This is a genomic window from Glutamicibacter bergerei, from assembly GCF_054495185.1.
The window spans coordinates 3,293,648-3,311,242 of record NZ_CM137131.1; the positions used below are offsets into that span (position 1 = coordinate 3,293,648).

Sequence of the window (17,595 nt, forward strand, 5' to 3'; positions counted from 1 at the left end):
AGAGCCACAGCTACTGCAGGCGGCGTCACACCTGCGAGTAAAGAAATAAACAAAAACCCAGAAATTACTAGTTTACCGATTTTCTTCAAGACGTCCCCATAATCACTAATTCTTAGTTGTGAAAAACTAAGAGAAATTTTACCCGAAAGATTGCTAAAGGGATATTAATGATCAGCTAGTTGACTCTGTCATCGAAATAGATCTGCGATTTCGTGAAACTCTTGATAATCAAATTTTTCACAAGCCACGCATAATAAATTGATGCATTCACATGCAGCTTTGCCAGTGAGAGAACGCATCATCCATCATTTCCAAACGCCAGGGAATCATGGTTCCCTCGGCCCGTTTTTGATGTTGGATGTGCAGCCAGACACCGAGCACTCGCTCAGCCTCTGTGGAGTGGTTCTTATACCGCGGGATTTGATGATTGGCGGCAGTGAAGTCGATCAGCGAGGTAAGCGGTGCCCGCCACGTCTCATCGAGCTTCTGCTGGTGAGCATCGATGTTCCATCCTGTGAGGTCTTCTAGTAGACGGTCTTTGGGATAGACCTTGAATAAAAGACGTCTAAAGCTAGCAGCTACCCTGTCGGACCTCGCATTAGCAAGAAACAGAACCCATGACGATTCTGAACGTTAGAAAACATGATTCAGTATGGCATGGATAGTTTCCGCCAGAGAGATCCGGCTGAACAGCCCTTTGCAGGGCTTGCCTTGGACGTCGTTACAGCTTTTGTCGGCGCGCAAGCCTCGTGCCGGTCTTAACCAGCATCAGAACGAGCAGCAAGATTCCCACGTAGCCGTTGATCACGTAGACGATGTTCACCATCTGCGAGAACGGCAGGATCAGCCCGATCACAGTTCCTAATACGGCCAATGCAATAGTCAGGTACTTAAAGCGAGGGGTCTTATCAGCGAAGAAGCGTGAGGAGACCGTCCACAACAACGGGACGGCGGTGGTATAGATGCCCGCGAGGATCATCACAGAGATTCCAGCGGCGAGAACGGGGCTAACGTCGTTAGCCAACACGAGCATCGGGATTTCAGTTCCGCCCACTTTGACGATGTTGGCCAGCAGACCCAAACCAACGATGATGCATGCCACTGAGAACACAATGGCTCCGGTCATGCCTCCCGCGGTGGCTTCCTTGCGGTTTTTCGCGGTCTTGCCAAGGGCAGTGAGGAAGGCGGCCAGCCACAGCATGCAGAACCCTACGTAGGATAAGCCGGCCATAAACCAGTTCGTGGAGGCTTGGGTTAGGTCCAAGCCGGGGATCAGGGCATTGCCCTCGGCAATCCCGCTCGGGTTGCGGAAAATTCCCAACAGTCCCAAGGAGATGGCGACTACGACGATTACCGGACCGATCTTTCCAATGACATCTACTAGGCTTTTCAGGCCGAACCACACGCTGATACCCACGGCCACGGCAAGACCGATGCCGCCTAGATACTTCGAAAGCCCGTAGTGCTCCTGGAAGACGGCACCGGCGCCGGCGACCATCACGGTGAAGCTTAAGAAGACGAAGAGGATGGAGAAGAAGTCGAAGAACGTCCCTAGGTACTTCCCGCAGTAATAATGGAAGATCCGCGATGGTCGGTCGAACTTCTTCGCTTGGCCGACCACGAAGAATTCGACTGCTACGTAAGTCATAAGCACCATGACCAGTGCCCCAGTTCCGAAGACTCCCCAGTATCCGTAGGACGCGAAATACTGAAGTATTTCCTGTCCGGTGGCAAATCCCGAGCCAATGAGGAACGCCATGATCGCCCCGGCGTACGTGAGAACGCGCAGGAAGCTAACCTTTTCAACGGTTCCCAGATGTGCTCTGGTCGTGGTCGTGGTCGTGTTCTTTTCTGTCATGTTCTCGTTCTCCCCAAAAGATTGGTAACGCATGCGCCATTAGGTCGACAATTGATATATCAGTCAAGGGAAAACGATAAGTGCTAAATGTGATCCAGTCAACAGTTTGGAATATGTGACGTCATTCGCGACAAGCTTTAGCAGCTGGCGCGGGAGCGGCCGTGTCAGAAATTCTGCCGGCAGTATTCGTGGTCTGGATAATCGGAGAAGGTGGGATGGGAGCCTTAGCAATCGGAACTTTAATTGTGGTCCTTTGCTTCTTCATTGCGCAATTGGAGCTCAGGGGAATACTTCGCTTTACCGACAAGCGCGACGCAGTGCTCCGAAAAGCAAGCTAGCCACTCATCACCTGCAAAATCTTTGTCCTAGTAAAGGTTCCTTCTGCGGACGCCCGTTGACACATTTTCCAACAACAAGCTGCACGCCATTGGTTACGCGCCTGAGCAATGCATTAGCGTACGATTTTTTCCGTTTTCTGCGGCGCACTCGAACTCATCGCCCTGGCCACTGACCATGCCTTCGAACTAGGTACACCTCAACGCTGCCGCCACCAACTACAGTAGCTGGGACGAACTCAAGGACCTCACCGAAGACAAAGCCTACGAACTCTTGTTCCCTGGCCGCAGCGAGCACGAAAGCGTGTTCGCCCAAGCGGGCTGGCCCTCCTTCCCGGCGATTTTACGATCCCCGTAAAAGATCGTTAGCGGGCCTTACAGGAGGAGCCTGCTAAACGATAGAAAATCGTTTAAGAAGACGGATCATATTGCGGAGCGTCACCATCGGTTGATCTTGGTTGCGCTCCATACAATGAGTCACTGACCTGATCGATCAATGCCTGAACACTGCGAACCTTACCCTGCCAGTAATGCGCATCCTCACGAGCACGAAGACCCACCGCCTCAGAGTTCGACTCGATGAGCTCAACAAAGTGATCCCGGTACGCACGCAACGCTGAAATTAGCTCGTCGACCTGCTCCTCATCGAGATGCACACTCAGTAGCGACTCTTTCATCGGGGCAACCTTTCATCGTGACCAAAGGGGTGTGCCCAGCGCGCCCACCAGGCACACCCCCGATAAACCACTGCTCAAGTTCTACCTCAGGACTAGAACCTTGCCGGAGGTGAGCGCGAATAAAGACTCAGAGGTCCGACGCGGACTAATTCCTCTTCACCTGCCCAGCAGTTCCCATCCTTAGGCCCGTAATTCTGGAAGGGCCGCGGAACATTGTCGATCACGGCACATCCCGGCGGCCGAGGCGGGTGAGGCGGGTGATCCTGACTCGTTTCTGCAGATAGTTCCAGCTCATACATGGCCAGAAGCAACGGGTCATCAATGATTACCGGGCAGAACTCCTGATCAATGAAGGAAACCATCGCTCATCATCTCCGCGCATGTTCTTCAGAGGCAGGTTTAGCTTGATATTTCTTTGGGATCTTGGCCCTGGCGGCCGACCGAGACCTGGATGCGGCGCGGCTTCGCGCTTTCGGCTACCGCAATATCCAAACGCAACACGCCATCCACATAGGAGGCTTGGATGCTTTCGGTATCCAGATGGTCTCCTAACATCAGTTCCCGGGTGAAATGTCCCCACAGCCGTTCCGATCCAGCAACATGCTGACGTCCCTCGGGTCGGGCGCGTTCTGCGCGAATCGTCAGGATGTTCTTTTCCACCGCCATGTCGATCCGGTCAACGTCAATACCTGGAAGATCGAACTCTGCATGGAAGCCTGCTTCGTCTTTCCATGCTTCCATCGGCATCGGATGAACAGGCTCAGAGCTGAGCTGGGTGTTGAAAGTACGCTGTACCAAGCGGTCAAAATCGCGAAGTACCTCGGTCTGCATCATCTGAACTCATTCCTTTCTTGTCTGACACTCTGTGATGGTGCAATTTACTTCCCGCTAGATCTATGTCTAGCGATGTAGATTTTATAACATGAGTTTCGCACCCCATGCAAGCTGTTTAAGGAAAAAATGACAAAAAATTCTAAAAAATCAGAGAATGCACCGGTGGCTCATTCAATAGCCGCTGCAGCGCAGAGCGTAGGGGTCAGCGTCCAAACAGTGCGGCTCTACGAGCTCCGCGGCCTGATCACTCCGCCACGGACCAACGGTGGAACACGCAGATATCACGCCAAAGACCTAGCTAGGTTGCAGCAAATTTCGCGCCTTCTGGACCGTGGCGTGAATTTGGCCGGTGTCGGCATCATTCTGGATCTTGAAGCCGAAAACGAGGTGCTCCGTGCCCAACTCGCCGCCCGTCCAAGTCACAGCGAGACGCACTGAGGCGAGGCAAGCTCCTTAAAAACGCCTGTTGACGCACATAATGTGAACAGACAGCGAGCTTCACTGGCTGAACTGCAGGCCCTATTGTTCCAGAACCGGTGGGTGTGAAATACGCGTGAGCGATGTGGTGTTTAATTTCTGGCGTTGTGGGACGGGATATGTGATCTGGTGGCCGCGGAGCTACGAGCCCTGGCAGAGGGCACGCACCGGAGGAGCGCGGCGCAGATCATCCGGAGCATGCCATAGGATTTCTCCCCGGCCCGTCTGAGCTACATGGAGCTGGCGGTGCAACTCGCCGCGGTAGCGGCGGCGCCAGCGCCGTAAGTTGGCTTGCATCCTTGGCAGAGCATCGATCGACTCGATGACCCATCGGCCAAACGAACTCATCGAGCTGTCCCGTATGAGGTTCGGCTTAGAAATTTCACATGCGGCTTTGCCAGTGGGGGAACGCGGCATCCATCATTTCCAAACGCCAGGGAATCATGGTTCCCTCGTCCCTTCTTTGATGCTGTATATGCAGCCAAACACCGAGCACCCGCTCGGCCTCTGTGGAGTGGTTCTTATACCGCGGGATTTGATGATTGGCGGCAGTGAAGTCGATCAGCGAGGTAAGCCGTGCCCGCCATGTCTCATCGAGTTCTTGCTGGTGCGCATCGATGTTCCATCCGGTGAGGTCTTCTAGTAAGACGATCTTTGGGGTAGACATTGATTTGTTGCGGTGGGCTCTGCGCTGCTTGAGTACCCACCGGTGCAGCCGCCTCTCTGTTTCGTCTCCTTCATAGGATGGAAGCCGTCCGTGGGTTTTCTGGAACTCTAGAACTTCAACCAGCAGCTTTCGCCAACTGACCGTTGGACGGTCCGCTCCCCTAGCAGCCAGTGCCGCTTCATGTGTGGCACGGGTTCCTGGCTCATATCTTTCGCGGGATTGGAAGTGAGCATGGATGGTGGCGACGTTTTGATGGCAGCGGTCAGCGATTTCGCGCGCGGTCAGTCCGGCGGCGTACATCATGTCCCATTCGGGATGCCTCGACACTTCCCACCCGGCCATAAAGATAAAGATACTTCAGAGATCCGCAGTATCGAAGAGTGCTATCGAAATACAGAACTACCTAGAAATTTCCGTAGACCAGCCTCTATCAGGGGTGGCTTTCTGGACTTCGACCGCACACGTGTCAACGCAGAAACGAGCACCCGCTGTACCCGATTTATAGAAGACCAAAGATGCCATGGGAAAATCGGGCCAAAAGAACTGGAATTTTGAGAAGTTCTTTATTCTTCTCTCTGGTGAAACGATGAGCTTGCGGTCTTGGACGGTTCCCGATGATCCTGGCATCATTAAAAGTAGCGAAGCCATGCTGCCCTATCTAGACTGCACCTTCCCAAGGCCGTTGGCTTCCCCAAGGTATCAGGCATAGCGTTTGTGCCTCTGGCATGGAGCGACGGCGGCACAGAGTTCTGGCCTTCTTGCAATTGTCTTAGAACGTGGCAACACTCGGAATTTGTTCATTTGTTGTACCCACTGAGCTCTTCTAGCACCATACGTGCGAAAACTTCTTGATTCGTCTCATGGGGAATGCAGGTTTGGGACTATGGCGAATCACTGTTTTTGTCCGATAGTGTCCGGGAGACGTCATTACTCCTCGCTCGAAGCGTGAGGAAAGATCGGGGATGCCTCCACCTCTGGTGCATTTGCGATTTCGTCTTGCATCGCCTCCACCGCGGTGGCACCATCGCGTTCAGCCCAGATTTTGGTTATGGCCCATCCAACTGCCGTCAAAGGGACGGCAAGCACCGCGCCAACGATTCCCCCCAAAGCTGTGCCGATAGCCAGTGCCAACAAGACAACTAAAGCATGCAATTTCAAGGTATGAGCCATAACGACTGGTTGAAGAAAATGACCTTCCAATTGGTTCACAACAACCACAGCGGCGAGCACGATCAACGCGCTCACCGGACCATTAGTTACTAAAGCAACCAATACAGCTAGAGCTCCGACCACCGTAGCGCCCACGATAGGAATGAATGATCCGAAAAAGACAAGCACGCCCAAAGGCAAGGCAAGGGGTATACGCAAAATCAGGAGTACCGCGACGATGCCGACCGTATCGACAGCAGCCACGATTGCCGTCCCGCGAATGTATCCACCAAATATGTGTAAAGCCTGTTCGCCTGAGACAATCCACTTATTTCGGTACCTTGTCGGAATCCACGAAATGATGAAAGCCCAAATTCGGTCGCCATCCTTGAGAAAGAAGAAGAGAACCACCAGTATCAAGATGCTGCCGGTCAAAGTTTCCCCGGCAGCCCCTAAAGTGTGGATGGCGTTGGAACCTAGTTGCGAATCTGAGACCATCTTGCTTGCTGATTGACCTGCGTTCTCCACATCCTGTTGGCTTATCCCAAATGGAAGTCTTTCAACGAGTTGTTGACCTGCACTGCTCAACTGCGCGAATCCTTTCTGGGCTTGCCCGACTAATTCATCCCACTGATTGATGACGGAATACACCAGACCGGTTCCAATTCCGCCCAGAATGATCAGGGCGCTGAGAAATACGGTCCAGGCAGTAAGCAATGCTGATAAATGTCGACGTAGCCTGGTTACGATCGGCCAGAGAGCGCAAGCCAAAATTGTGGCGATCAAAATAGGTATGACAATTGTTGTCACGCGGAGCAATCCGATCACTACGCATACGGCCACTACACCGATAAGTAGAATTTGAAAGCCTCGGATTGCCATCCGACCCATCAAGTCTGTCCATAAATCTTTAACGTCAGGAGCATAAACACGTCCGTTGGATTCTACTTCGGCGCGAGACCCGCTGCCCTCAGGTAGCGAACGCTGGGTGGAGCTCCAGAGCTTCTTGAAATATGCCATCCCGATGACCTGCTCTCCGAATTTTTCAGTATGCTCACCATAGACCCTCGTCATCTGATTATCGAGACATGCAAGGTTTCGCTGAGAAATATCCATAATGGGGCGGCCTTTACTGGTAGCGACCGTTATTCAAGTGGTCTGCATTCAGGCGGTGGCTCGCCTGTGGCGCGTCCATACATACAGCCGTAGTCTGGCCGCGATGAGGGTTATGAACGACAAGGAGTCCCCAGTCGGATTATGGGGCCTGCATAAAGCGAAAAATCAGTACGGCGTGGGGAGCACGTCCACGTTCCCTTTCGGGGCTCTTTCACCCGGCAAGGTCTACTTTGATGTTCAGAACGGCGGCTACTAAAATCCCTGCTCAACATGTTTGATGCTAGGCACGATTCTTACTTAGGTTGCTATGGTTCAATCTTGAAGGATTAGCCGTGATGTGACAGCAGCATGGAACCTTTTGTTGGATAGGAAATCATATGTTGACTGATTGGCCCAGTGGTTTGATCTTTGCTTTCCGTGAGGGTCCAGAGGCAGAAGTGGCTGCATCGGGCGGTGTAGATATGGGAACGCTTAGCATCTTCGTTGTCATAGCTAGTGTGATCGTATTGGTTTATTTGACCAAGGCCGATAGCAAGGCTTCTATGAAACGTAAGGAAGAAGAGCAGGAATTCTATAAGAGGGAAGACGAAAGGAATAGCCGCTCTAATGATGACGACGGGTAAACGGACCCGGTCAAGTTGCGACAATGGTGGGGGCAGAGGCTCTGGGCTACTCGTAACCGCTTTGCTTCTCATGCTCGTTTTGCTGGTTTGGTCGGGGCTTAGTTCAACACTCGACACAGACGCACCCTCAAAGGCGGCTGCCACCTCTCCGCAATCTAACGCCAAGGTCTTTGCTGCCGCCCCCACTAAAACAACACCTCCGGCAACAAAAACAAACGAAGAACTCAGCCGCGACTACATAACCAATAGCTACAGGGCGTACGGGCTCACGCCGCCTTCCGAATTAGATCTCAAGAGCATCGCCGTTCAAATCTGTAGCGACATTCGCGCGGGAGGCGAGGGGAGCTACTTTCACACCACGTATGGCAGTACCGGCAGCAAATCTGCCGGTACTGCTGCAAGCCTCAATTACGCCTATGCGACCGTAACCGAATGCAACTTGACCAGTACGTTCTGGGAAGGAAATAGCGCCCGATCGCGCCTAAAGACCGCCATTTACCAAGCGCCTAAGTTCATCATTCCTGAAGGTGACTCCACGGCACCAAGCCGCCCCGCAGCGCCAAGCCGCTCCACAGCGGGCTACAGGGTTCGATGCATGGACGGCACATACTCCAACGCAGGGGGAAAGCAAGGTGCTTGCTCCTGGCACGGTGGCGTAGACAGGTAGCGCGACCTCGCAGAGTGGGGGTGCCCGTGTGGGACGCGGGTTGTGTCTGTCAGCGAGTAAGAGTGTGTGTAAAGCCAAAGGAAATTGAACCGTCCCTGATTTGATGCCGCTGTCTTTCGAGAGAAAGATAGAAACCATGCCCAAGAAGTATCCTGCCGAAGTTCGTGACCGCGCCGTAGCGATGGTTGTGGACCGGCTCTCTGAATATCCTTCCGTGTATGCAGCGTGCAAGGCTCTGGCTCCGAAGCTGGATGTCGGCCCCGAATCATTGCGTCGCTGGGTGCTCCAAGCCCAGGTCGACACCGGTGAGAAGGACGGCCCAACCACTACCGAACTCGATGAGCTCAAGGCGTTGCGGGCGGAGAATCGGGATTTGAAGGAAGCCAACGAAATCTTGAAAGCTGCATCGATTTTCTTCGCGAGGGAACTCGACCCTCGCCGCCGCTAATCTGCCGATTCGTTGATGAGCAGCGGGCCGAAGGTCATGCGGTCGAGTCGATCTGCGCCGTCCTGCGTGAGCAGGGCGTGCAGGTCGCCGCACGAACCTACCGGGCCTGGAAAATAAGGATTCCGGCCCTGCGAGCAGTTGAAGATGCCAAGGTCATTGACACGTTACGCAGCCTCAAAGTGTTAGACGCTAAAGGAAGACCGAAGCCAGAAATCCTTTATGGCCGGCGAAAGATGACCGCTTGGCTGCGGCGCAACGGCTTCCCCGAGGTCTCCAAACACACCGTTGACCGACTCATGCGTGACGAGGGCATGAACGGCCTGATTCGTGGACGTAAGACCCGCACCACGATCCCTGGCAAGGACGGCAAACGAGCTGGCGACCTACTGAATCGGAACTTCAGCGCCAGTGCCCCTAACCGTATTTGGGTCACAGATTTCACTTACGTGCCGGTGTATTCCGGGTTCGTCTACGTGGCCTTGGTGATCGATCTGTATTCACGGGCGATCGTCGGGTGGGAAACCTCCACGGTGAAAGACACCGCCTTCGTGGAACAGTGCTTGAAGATGGCTTTATGGCGCCGAAAACACACCAAAAGACCAGTTGACAAGGGACTTCTACATCATTCGGACGCTGGCTCGCAATATACCTCGATCCGTTACACCGACACCTTAGAAATTGAGGGGCTGGTTCCGTCGATTGGCAGTGTCGGGGATGCTTACGACAATGCGGCTGCCGAAACGGTCATGGGATTATTCAAGAATGAAGCCGTGGCCAAGGGTTCTCCCTTCCGTAGTGGTGCGTTGAAGACCGAATCAGATGTCGTTGAGGTCGTTTTCGACTGGGTCTTTTGGTACAACAATGATCGCTTGCATTCCTCGCTGGATCAACAAACTCCCGAGGAATTTGAGCGTGCCTACTATGATGAAATGACAGGCTCGTTTCCCGACGCTGCCGCACATAAGACGGCGGCATGATTTCCGGGACGGTTCAAATCCCCTGCTTATCGAGATTTGATTTATATCAAATGTCCTTTGGGTTTATGCGGTAAACAACCACAACGCAGCGAGAGGCCGGCGTCGGTTGGACTCGAAACCATTTACATCTGTTTATAAAGGGCCCCATTTTTTACGCTTCGCACCGGTTCGTTTTGAAATGTGAGCCTACTTGGTAGGGCTATACCGCTTGGAGACACCTCGCATAACGTCCCCAAGCGGTACGGATGAGCTGTCTGGACCCCATTCCAGACGTTTATTGGTCTGTGAATTATCGCGATATTGGTGTATAGGCAGCAGCTTCTACTCCCGTGAGTTAAGAGCCAATAACCGAGATTATCTCAAGTAAAGAGGACTGTTAGCAGAATGCGATCATAAAGCCCTTTTGATACGTTTCGGCGTGAGGCCATGATTTTTCTTTGACACAAGCGGAACGTAATCCTTCAGGAAGTTGTCCTGATATGCCGCCAGATAGTGCAGCCGCTGCCTAGGACTATACCTATCAGGTGATGCCATACCACGAACAAGTTGATTAGAGCGTGAATGCGTTCCTGAAAAGCGATGCCTACGGCATCTTTGAGCCTTGCCAAGAGCTAACGACTCTGTCGATATGGGCTGACAGTCGAGTGCGGCGACCAGGGTCGGTCCAGCTCTCCATAAAGTCAGGATCGTTACTTTTAGGCGGATCCGAGACTTCCCTAACTCGGAGAGCTGCGGGTACTCCCGTACTTACACCGGTGACGAGCGCATGTTGCTGAGCCAGTCCCGGGAGCTGATCTAACAACGCCCTGGAACTCAAAGCAGTCGCATGCCTCAATAACGCCTGATCAGCCTCATGCGTGAGTCTATGAGCAATCACAGTGCCACACTGTGCGACGACGGTTTCGCTGAGTTCACTCGGTCGCTGGCTGGCCAGCAGCAAGGACATACCGAACTTCCGCCCCTCCTTCGCAATACGTTCGAAAACAGCGGTCGACCTCATCCCGGTGCCACTAGCCTCCGAACGAGCCGGAACGAATCGATGGGCCTCTTCGAGAACAAGAAGCATCGGGTGCTCCGCCCTTGGATCGCTGCGTACTGCAAAGTCGAAGAGGATTCGTCCGAGCAGGGAGGTTACATTCTCAAGCACATCACTCGCAACTAGACTGAGATCAAAGATAGTCACCGACGGGCCTGATTTATGGTTTTGACTTTGAACCCCGAATGTTCCTGCTGATGGCCAATCCGAATCTAAATTACCCTTTGTCGGGTCTTCACCCATGAGAAGACGAAGATACGAGCCTAAAGGATCATCATGCTGCTCGACACGAGTCATGAAGTCATATCGCCCATCCGCCAAAAGCCTGCTTAAGCGCATCTGCAACGTTGCCACGTAACTGCCGATACGATTGTCGTTCGCCTGCTCTCGCTGAATGCGATTGGGGAGAAAAAAGTCGCAAAGCTGTTGGAGGTCGTAGTAAACCGGAGCATCAAAGTCCGCACCCGTCGAGGCACTACCGAGTCCAAGTTCGCCAAGCGCGCCTGCAATTTCCTCGTTCATTGACTCAATGAAAATACTCAAATGATGCCGATGCCGAGCTGTGAGCGGCGTATATTTTAGCCCGTCTCTGAGCTCTGATAAAGTCATCATTTCCGAAACCAGAATTGCCATTTTCTGCCAACGTACCTGAATCTTTGTGCCTTGATTAGCCTGCCAGCTCGTAAGCACTTTGAGGGAATCCAGCTGTCGATAGGCCGGTGATTCGGCATCCACCGAGTTAGAGAAGTAAGACTGGAGAATCGCTAGTGTGCTACGTACATTCTCAAGGCTGTCAGCTTCTGCTGGTGAGTATGCTTCCGCGATCCTTGCATCTGCTACAGCACGTTGAATTACCGGGGCCTGCACCCCTTCACTCGCACGAAAAAGGGACAGGTGCTCCTCGTTGTTCATGAACCAATGCGGCAAGAAGAGTCCTGATTGAGCTCCTGGTTCAGGGCCTAATATTAGAGTTCGGCACTTCTTACCACGCGGAGTGTCCTTAGCAAAGGACTGAGCATATTCGCCGTTAATATCGAAGATGACTATGTGTCCACTCGGAACGTCATGATCGAGAAGACCGTCGATAAGCGCCATAACGGTACAAGATTTTCCTGAACCGGTTGAACCTACAACCGCGCAGTGATGGCTAAGCAGCAAGTTTGCGTCTAGGTACACATCTTGCTCCGCCGCAACCACCGACGAACCAAGGCGGAGTGAACGAACATCTTTGGGCAGGAAGATGTTTTTAACTTCAAGGGGCGTCGCCGTTCTCACTGGCGCGTGTAGCGATGGGTATGCGGTTAGACCCGATCCAAACTTTTCGCCTTCAAATCGACCCACCACGGCAGCCTCTAGCTCATATTCAGACTGATCATCTTCGCTAAGCAAATCACGTCCGGACTCGCGACCATTGCCCCTAACAATTGAGACGCCAGTAACTATGGCCACTACTCGATGTGCCCCTGCCGGTGCCGTGATATATGAGTTGACGACACCCACGGTTTGGAGCCCATCGGGTCCTACCTTCGTGAACCCCTTCGAACCGATGTCGAGTGAGACTCGAATAACAGTGCTCTGGACTGAAGAAACTCGTCCGATTACCCCTACGTCACTCATGCCTGTTTCCCGCTGCGCGAGGTTTCGTTCGCCGTAAATCGCTCGAGCGACTCGATAAGAGTCATAACCGCGGCAGGCGGAGTGACGTTCAACTCGAGTCCAGGCTCGGGAAGAAGTTCCACTATGTTCTCGAACTTGCCCACGGGCCCAGTCAACACGGCGATCCGGGAATCATTAGCCGCGGCAAGTGCTCCGATAGGAGTATTAAGTACCGAGTGGCCACGAGCGGCTAAGGTTCTTCCTACTAAGTCGTCATCCGATATCGCTTTACCAAGTTCGGGCCCGTTGCCCAGCACCGCAAATGGATCGATCGCAAGAACGTTAAGTGCGGGATTGATTGCCAAGCTTCGCAGAAGAATGCGGTTGATATGTGGATCGCTGTATCCGTATCCGATCGTGATGACAGCAGTATCATTCTGCTGGACAGCATCACTCAAGAGCCTCATTAGGTCGGAGTAAGGGTAGGAGAGGGAATCCCCCTCCTTTGCTGTTGTTGGATAGATTAACACCGGTTCATCAATCGAGGCAGTGCCTTCGGCCACCTGAACCACTTCCAGCGTTGTCACACCGGCAGAGCCATCTACGACTGCTTTCCAATTCAGGCTGCCATGAATTTTATGTAAGTACAGAGCGCTATCTGCCCTGGCGACAACCTGTTGTGAGGCAGTCTCTACCCTATGGAAATCCAGCCCGTAGTAGGCGAGGTTTAGCCGACGATCCACCGTGCCGCTGAAACCGTCAATATAGGGGTACCCGAGCTGATCCAACGCTCGTTCGATAACCAGATCATAGTTTGTCGTAAAGACTTTCGTCCTCGGCAGGTTTGAACGCCTGCTTCGGACAATGCGAGAAAAGAATTGCCGGTGAGCAGCAAGTGGATCTGCAAGCGAGGAATCCCGGCGTGGTAACTCGCAGGCTTTCGCAAAGGCAACATTGATCTTTCCCTTGAGACTGTTGATCTGGTCCCGTGTGAAGCTCTTCGCTAAAGCGCCCTCACCAAAAGTTACATTGGAAAGTGCTGCTTGCTCTGCGAGCGAGGCAGCTAGTTGAAGTCCGTTGAGAAGCTTTTCTAGGTCCCCACTATCATTCGGGTTTAAGAATGATAGAAGCGCTAGGTCCGCAGTCTCAATGGTTTGCGACGCCGATTCAATGAGATCAATAACTGCCTCGTTCTTGAGATTGCGGGTTTGAGGCGAGTCCAGATGGAATGAAGCGCCGGAACCGATCAAGATCACGAGGTTATGAACCTGTAGCAGAGAAGCGACATAGTCGACCACGACCTGTCGATCGTTCTCGGTGACTATGGATTTTACTTTCCCGCCTACAACAAAAAGTCCGAGCCCATTATCTGTCTCAGGTACCTCACCCATTTATGCTTCTCCATGCGTTGCTGCGAAACATCGTATATCGCGAACTAGTCTTATATCAGCCTATTATGCGTCCCAATTTGGGAGGCTAATCCTTGCTATGTTGCTGATGAGAACATAGCAAAATTTCCAGCAGCGCTGAGCCCCAGCTCGGTATTGAGCGTACGGTATGAAGCATACGCTGTGAATGGTGGGCTGTGCATAGTGCGACGAGACTACCCCCTACGGGATCGCCCCCACTTCGGCTTTCGGTCGATTGAGAAAATGAGCATTATGACTGTCTCGCAATTCAAGGGTTGCAAGACGTCTCATCAGACTTCAGTCCCCCAGCTGAAATTCCTTGGGAACTCGATGGTAGAAAATTCTTACAACTATGCGTTGCAACTAAGATCCTTGAATAGTGTCAGCAGCATTAGTTGCGAGACATTCTTAAAGAGTCCACGGCGAAATTCTTCGGGCACGCCCGCGTGTTAATCAAGCTTTAATGCGACGACCGACAGTTTCATGTTTTACGGCGGCTGGAGTATGCCGTGTTGGCTTCGTCTATCGACCATGGTGTTTCTGGCACATTGACTAGCCGAGTAGACGCGACAAAGCGCTCAATGTTCTGCACCCAAAAAACCTGGTAAAAGTACGGAAACCCGGGAGACGCCTAGGAACGAATAGTTTGCTCTCCTACCCGCAGAAAACGTCTCTGCCTCCGGCCGGATGCACCGAACAATCTAGCCTGCTAGGAATGTAATAGGACCGCAGATTGCTGAATCTGGTATGAACATCAACACCATTCCCATCGTGAAGTTGGATGGAACCACGACTTCCCTAGCCGAATACCATGGTAAGGCCTGCACCGGTTACGGACACCACTACCGGCCGGAGCGGATGGACAGCGCGATCATCGCCCCAATGGAAAACCGAGGGAAGACCTTCTTCGAGGTATCCAGGCCGATGAGCACCCCGGCCAGAAACGCCACCGCCCACATGTCCCAGTTTATCGTTGCCGCCAGGATGACCCCGGGGGCAAGCGCCATCATCGCCGCATCCCAGGGTCGGCGCCCGGCGATACGGGCCGTCACCACGACCACCATGATCCACAGGCCCACCACCAACAAGAAATTCAGGTCGAAGAATGCAGGGCCCTTTCGAATTCACCGGCCGAAATTAGTGTTGCCGTCACCGAGGTAACAACGGACATCAGCACCGGGTATTCGGATTCGGCGTCCGCGGCGAAGGGCGAGAACGCGTTCTCGGTGAACTCGCGGGCGCTGAGGAACGCGGTCAAGTTCGAATAGCAGGCTCAGCCGGCAGGTGCTCTTGGAGGCGACGGCCAACAGGGCGGCCACCACGGTGAGGAGCAACAGCACTCGCTCGATGGTGATAAAGCCCGGGTTGATCCACCCCGGATTGCTGTGTTTTCCCAGCGGACCGACGATGAGCTCAGTGAACTTGCGCAAGAACGCGTCGCTGCGGCCGGGCACGGGGTTTTGCCTCGTCATCGAAGCGTTAATCAGGGCAAAGAGCCCCTTACTCCGAAGCCTCGGGAAACTGCGCGGCCAGCCGTTCCAGGGTGCGTTCCATATTGGGACCGGTGCTCCGGGTGAAGCCCATCAGCCGCAGCAGCCATTGGTGCCGCACCCGGCTCGCGTCCCAAGTTTCGCTGACCATGGTTCCTGAATCTGCAGCTTCCAGCTGGTAGCGCCACCGATGCCCGCTGAAGTGCCGCCAGGCGATCTGCCGGTCCTGCTCGAATTCCACCACGGTATTGCTGATCTTGTACGGGATCCCCAGGCGCATCTGCATGCCGAACTCGCTGCCCAGGCTGAGTTTGCCTTCCACCGCATTCGAGGCCCGCACCGTTCCGGAGCCGTCGATGACCGGGTGCATGGCCGGATCGGTGAGCAGTTCAAAGATCTCTGAAGGTGCGGCGGCCACGAGGCGGCGGCGGGTTTGCAGATACGGGGATTCACTCATCAGCCCATCCTATGCAGGATCTGATCCCTTGCCCTGCAACCGGGCCTATCCCCCACGATGTTGTTGTGCCATTCTTGGTTGACCTGCACCCTTAGGAAGGGAAATCGATGAGCCACCAAAACGATCAGGACCTGGTCCTTGGTCCGATGCTGCGCCACGTGGATGCCAGCTCCGCCAGCATCTGGGTGGAGACAGCTCGCTCCTGCACCGTCGAGGTCCGCTGCGGTGAAGAAACCTGGAGTGCGCCGACTTTTGCGGCCCACGGCCACCACTATGCGTTGGTTCAGGTGTGCGGGCTGGAGATTGGAAGCGTCAATCCCTACAGTGTGCATCTGGATGGGAAACCGGTCTGGCCGCGCGAGGATGAGTTCCCCGGATCAATGATCGCCACCATCGACCCCGCTAAGAATCCACGGCTGGCCTTCGGGTCCTGCCGCACCAGCGTTCCGCATGACGCGGCGGGCAACCGCAAGCACGGGGTGGACGCGATGCGCGCCTATGCCCTGTCCATGGCGGGTCCGGAGCACGGACCGTGGCCGGATCTGATGCTCTTCCTCGGCGATCAGGTGTATGCGGACTCCACCAGTGAGCAGATGCGCGAGTTCATCCGCAGCCGGCGCGACATCAAGGAAGAACCCGGGGCGGAGCTGAAGGACTTCGAGGAATACGCCCACCTGTACCGGTTGGCGTGGTCGGACCCGGCCAACCGCTGGCTTCTTTCCACCCTGCCCAGCGCCATGATCTTCGACGACCATGACATCCGCGACGATTGGAACTCCTCACTGAGCTGGAAACAGAACATGGAGCAGACCAGCTGGTGGCACCAACGCATTGTTGCGGGCCTCGGCTCGTATTGGATCTATCAGCACCTGGGCAACCTCTCCCCCGAGGGGCGGGCTGCAGATCCACTGTGGCAACGCATCGCGTCCCACACCGGTCCCGAAGAATTGGATATTACAGCCGACTTGGACCGGTTCGCCGAGCGCGTTGACGGCGCACCGGAAGAATACCGCTTCAGCTACTGCCGCGACTGGGATGCGGTGCGGCTGATCGTGGTGGACTCCCGTGCCTCGCGCAGCCTGGACCCCGAGGCGCGTGCCCTGCTCGATCCACCGGAAAATGCGTGGCTCGACGAGCATATGCACGGCGGATTCCGCCACCTGCTGGTTGCTACCTCACTGCCCTTCCTGCTGCCCATGGGCCTGCATCACGTCGAAGCGTGGAATGAGGCCAGTTCCTCCGGGGAACGCGGACCGGCCCGGGCGTGGCTCGGCGAACGGCTGCGCCGGGCCGTGGACCTTGAGCATTGGGCGGCGTTCCAGCAAAGTTTCCAGAACGTCGCCCGGTGGGCCACCGAGGTCGCCGATGGCAAGCGCGGACCGGCCCCGCAGACGGTCACGTTCCTCTCCGGCGACGTGCATTTCTCCTATGTTTCCGAGGTCGAACGCGAGAGCGGGAGCAGGATCCTGCAGGCGGTGTGTTCGCCCATCCGCAACCCGCTGCCCCGGTTCATGCGCTACTTTGCCGCAGCCTTGGCCTTGGGTCCGGCCGTCCCGTTCGGGGCGTGGATGGCGCGCAGGGCACATGTGCCGGACCCGCCCTTTCGCTGGCGCGGCATCAAGGGGCCGTGGTTCGATAACAATCTGGCCATCCTCGAGGACACCGAGGATGGGCTGGTGATCAGCTGGGTCACGGGGGTGGTTGAGCACCGAGACCACCTGCACCCGAGGTTGGAAACCGTCGAAGTGGCAGTGCTCGAGCCGCGCGAGGGTTGAGCCG

At 54.6% G+C, this 17,595-nt stretch carries 16 protein-coding genes; 4 read left to right on the top strand and 12 right to left on the bottom strand.

Features of this window, described 5'->3' with window-relative positions:
• Positions 1-721: 721 nt before the first annotated feature.
• The 4 genes from ACX5K5_RS15230 to ACX5K5_RS15245 form a co-directional block, all read right to left on the bottom strand.
• Complete coding sequence (locus ACX5K5_RS15230) at positions 722-1,858, bottom strand: YkvI family membrane protein (protein WP_459174693.1); 1,137 nt, start codon at positions 1,856-1,858, stop codon at positions 722-724.
• Positions 1,859-2,350: 492 nt separating this feature from the next.
• Positions 2,351-2,509 (bottom strand): hypothetical protein, encoded by a 159-nt coding sequence (locus ACX5K5_RS15235; protein WP_459174694.1) that lies wholly within the window; start codon positions 2,507-2,509, stop codon positions 2,351-2,353.
• A 94-nt stretch (positions 2,510-2,603) separates the two neighbouring features.
• Positions 2,604-2,870, bottom strand: a complete 267-nt coding sequence (locus ACX5K5_RS15240; protein WP_459174695.1) for a hypothetical protein — start codon at positions 2,868-2,870, stop codon at positions 2,604-2,606.
• Positions 2,871-3,269: 399 nt separating this feature from the next.
• Entirely contained in the window at positions 3,270-3,704 is a 435-nt protein-coding gene (locus tag ACX5K5_RS15245; protein WP_459174696.1) for an Hsp20/alpha crystallin family protein, read from the bottom strand.
• 126 nt (positions 3,705-3,830) lie between these two features.
• Between ACX5K5_RS15245 and ACX5K5_RS15250 the strand changes: the two genes are divergently transcribed.
• On the top strand, positions 3,831-4,142 hold the full coding sequence (locus ACX5K5_RS15250) for a MerR family transcriptional regulator (protein ID WP_459174697.1): 312 nt from the start codon (positions 3,831-3,833) through the stop codon (positions 4,140-4,142).
• Positions 4,143-4,322: 180 nt separating this feature from the next.
• Here ACX5K5_RS15250 and ACX5K5_RS15255 read toward each other — a convergent pair whose 3' ends face one another.
• The 3 genes from ACX5K5_RS15255 to ACX5K5_RS15265 form a co-directional block, all read right to left on the bottom strand.
• Positions 4,323-4,529, bottom strand: coding sequence for a hypothetical protein (locus ACX5K5_RS15255; protein WP_459174698.1), 207 nt, complete (start codon positions 4,527-4,529; stop codon positions 4,323-4,325).
• Between the two features lie 34 nt (positions 4,530-4,563).
• Positions 4,564-5,190: a helicase associated domain-containing protein gene (locus ACX5K5_RS15260; RefSeq protein ID WP_459174699.1), complete on the bottom strand. Its 627-nt coding sequence runs from the start codon at positions 5,188-5,190 to the stop codon at positions 4,564-4,566.
• Between the two features lie 585 nt (positions 5,191-5,775).
• Positions 5,776-7,113, bottom strand: coding sequence for an AI-2E family transporter (locus tag ACX5K5_RS15265; RefSeq protein WP_459174700.1), 1,338 nt, complete (start codon positions 7,111-7,113; stop codon positions 5,776-5,778).
• A 377-nt stretch (positions 7,114-7,490) separates the two neighbouring features.
• Here ACX5K5_RS15265 and ACX5K5_RS15270 point away from each other — a divergent pair, with 377 nt between their 5' ends.
• Positions 7,491-7,736, top strand: coding sequence for a hypothetical protein (locus ACX5K5_RS15270; protein WP_459174701.1), 246 nt, complete (start codon positions 7,491-7,493; stop codon positions 7,734-7,736).
• Between the two features lie 803 nt (positions 7,737-8,539).
• A protein-coding gene (locus ACX5K5_RS15275; protein WP_459174702.1) for an IS3 family transposase occupies positions 8,540-9,828 on the top strand; the annotation gives its coding sequence in 2 pieces (ribosomal slippage) (positions 8,540-8,813 and positions 8,813-9,828; 1,290 coding nt in all).
• Between the two features lie 583 nt (positions 9,829-10,411).
• On the opposite strand, the gene ACX5K5_RS15280 is transcribed toward ACX5K5_RS15275, so the two are convergent.
• The 5 genes from ACX5K5_RS15280 to ACX5K5_RS15300 all read right to left on the bottom strand — a co-directional run bounded on the left by ACX5K5_RS15280 (position 10,412) and on the right by ACX5K5_RS15300 (position 15,816).
• On the bottom strand, positions 10,412-12,253 hold the full coding sequence (locus ACX5K5_RS15280; protein ID WP_459174703.1) for an ATP-binding protein: 1,842 nt from the start codon (positions 12,251-12,253) through the stop codon (positions 10,412-10,414).
• Between the two features lie 224 nt (positions 12,254-12,477).
• Positions 12,478-13,851, bottom strand: a complete 1,374-nt coding sequence (locus ACX5K5_RS15285) for an SIR2 family protein (protein ID WP_459174704.1) — start codon at positions 13,849-13,851, stop codon at positions 12,478-12,480.
• Positions 13,852-14,711: 860 nt separating this feature from the next.
• Positions 14,712-14,933: a hypothetical protein gene (locus ACX5K5_RS15290; protein WP_459174705.1), complete on the bottom strand. Its 222-nt coding sequence runs from the start codon at positions 14,931-14,933 to the stop codon at positions 14,712-14,714.
• Between the two features lie 60 nt (positions 14,934-14,993).
• Positions 14,994-15,323 (bottom strand): hypothetical protein, encoded by a 330-nt coding sequence (locus ACX5K5_RS15295; RefSeq protein WP_459174706.1) that lies wholly within the window; start codon positions 15,321-15,323, stop codon positions 14,994-14,996.
• 46 nt (positions 15,324-15,369) lie between these two features.
• Positions 15,370-15,816 (bottom strand): SRPBCC family protein, encoded by a 447-nt coding sequence (locus ACX5K5_RS15300; protein ID WP_459174707.1) that lies wholly within the window; start codon positions 15,814-15,816, stop codon positions 15,370-15,372.
• A 107-nt stretch (positions 15,817-15,923) separates the two neighbouring features.
• Here ACX5K5_RS15300 and ACX5K5_RS15305 point away from each other — a divergent pair, with 107 nt between their 5' ends.
• Complete coding sequence (locus tag ACX5K5_RS15305; RefSeq protein WP_459174708.1) at positions 15,924-17,591, top strand: alkaline phosphatase D family protein; 1,668 nt, start codon at positions 15,924-15,926, stop codon at positions 17,589-17,591.
• Positions 17,592-17,595 lie beyond the last annotated feature (4 nt).

Excerpts from the sequence above, each read along its gene's own strand:
- ACX5K5_RS15230 (WP_459174693.1), bottom strand. The coding sequence starts at position 1,858 with ATGACAGAAAAGAACACGACCACGACCACGACCAGAGCACATCTGGGA.
- ACX5K5_RS15240 (WP_459174695.1), bottom strand. The coding sequence starts at position 2,870 with ATGAAAGAGTCGCTACTGAGTGTGCATCTCGATGAGGAGCAGGTCGAC.
- ACX5K5_RS15245 (WP_459174696.1), bottom strand. The coding sequence starts at position 3,704 with ATGATGCAGACCGAGGTACTTCGCGATTTTGACCGCTTGGTACAGCGT.
- ACX5K5_RS15250 (WP_459174697.1), top strand. The coding sequence starts at position 3,831 with ATGACAAAAAATTCTAAAAAATCAGAGAATGCACCGGTGGCTCATTCA.
- ACX5K5_RS15255 (WP_459174698.1), bottom strand. The coding sequence starts at position 4,529 with ATGAGTTCGTTTGGCCGATGGGTCATCGAGTCGATCGATGCTCTGCCA.
- ACX5K5_RS15260 (WP_459174699.1), bottom strand. The coding sequence starts at position 5,190 with ATGGCCGGGTGGGAAGTGTCGAGGCATCCCGAATGGGACATGATGTAC.
- ACX5K5_RS15265 (WP_459174700.1), bottom strand. The coding sequence starts at position 7,113 with ATGGATATTTCTCAGCGAAACCTTGCATGTCTCGATAATCAGATGACG.
- ACX5K5_RS15270 (WP_459174701.1), top strand. The coding sequence starts at position 7,491 with ATGTTGACTGATTGGCCCAGTGGTTTGATCTTTGCTTTCCGTGAGGGT.
- ACX5K5_RS15285 (WP_459174704.1), bottom strand. The coding sequence starts at position 13,851 with ATGGGTGAGGTACCTGAGACAGATAATGGGCTCGGACTTTTTGTTGTA.
- ACX5K5_RS15290 (WP_459174705.1), bottom strand. The coding sequence starts at position 14,933 with ATGGTGGTCGTGGTGACGGCCCGTATCGCCGGGCGCCGACCCTGGGAT.
- ACX5K5_RS15300 (WP_459174707.1), bottom strand. The coding sequence starts at position 15,816 with ATGAGTGAATCCCCGTATCTGCAAACCCGCCGCCGCCTCGTGGCCGCC.
- ACX5K5_RS15305 (WP_459174708.1), top strand. The coding sequence starts at position 15,924 with ATGAGCCACCAAAACGATCAGGACCTGGTCCTTGGTCCGATGCTGCGC.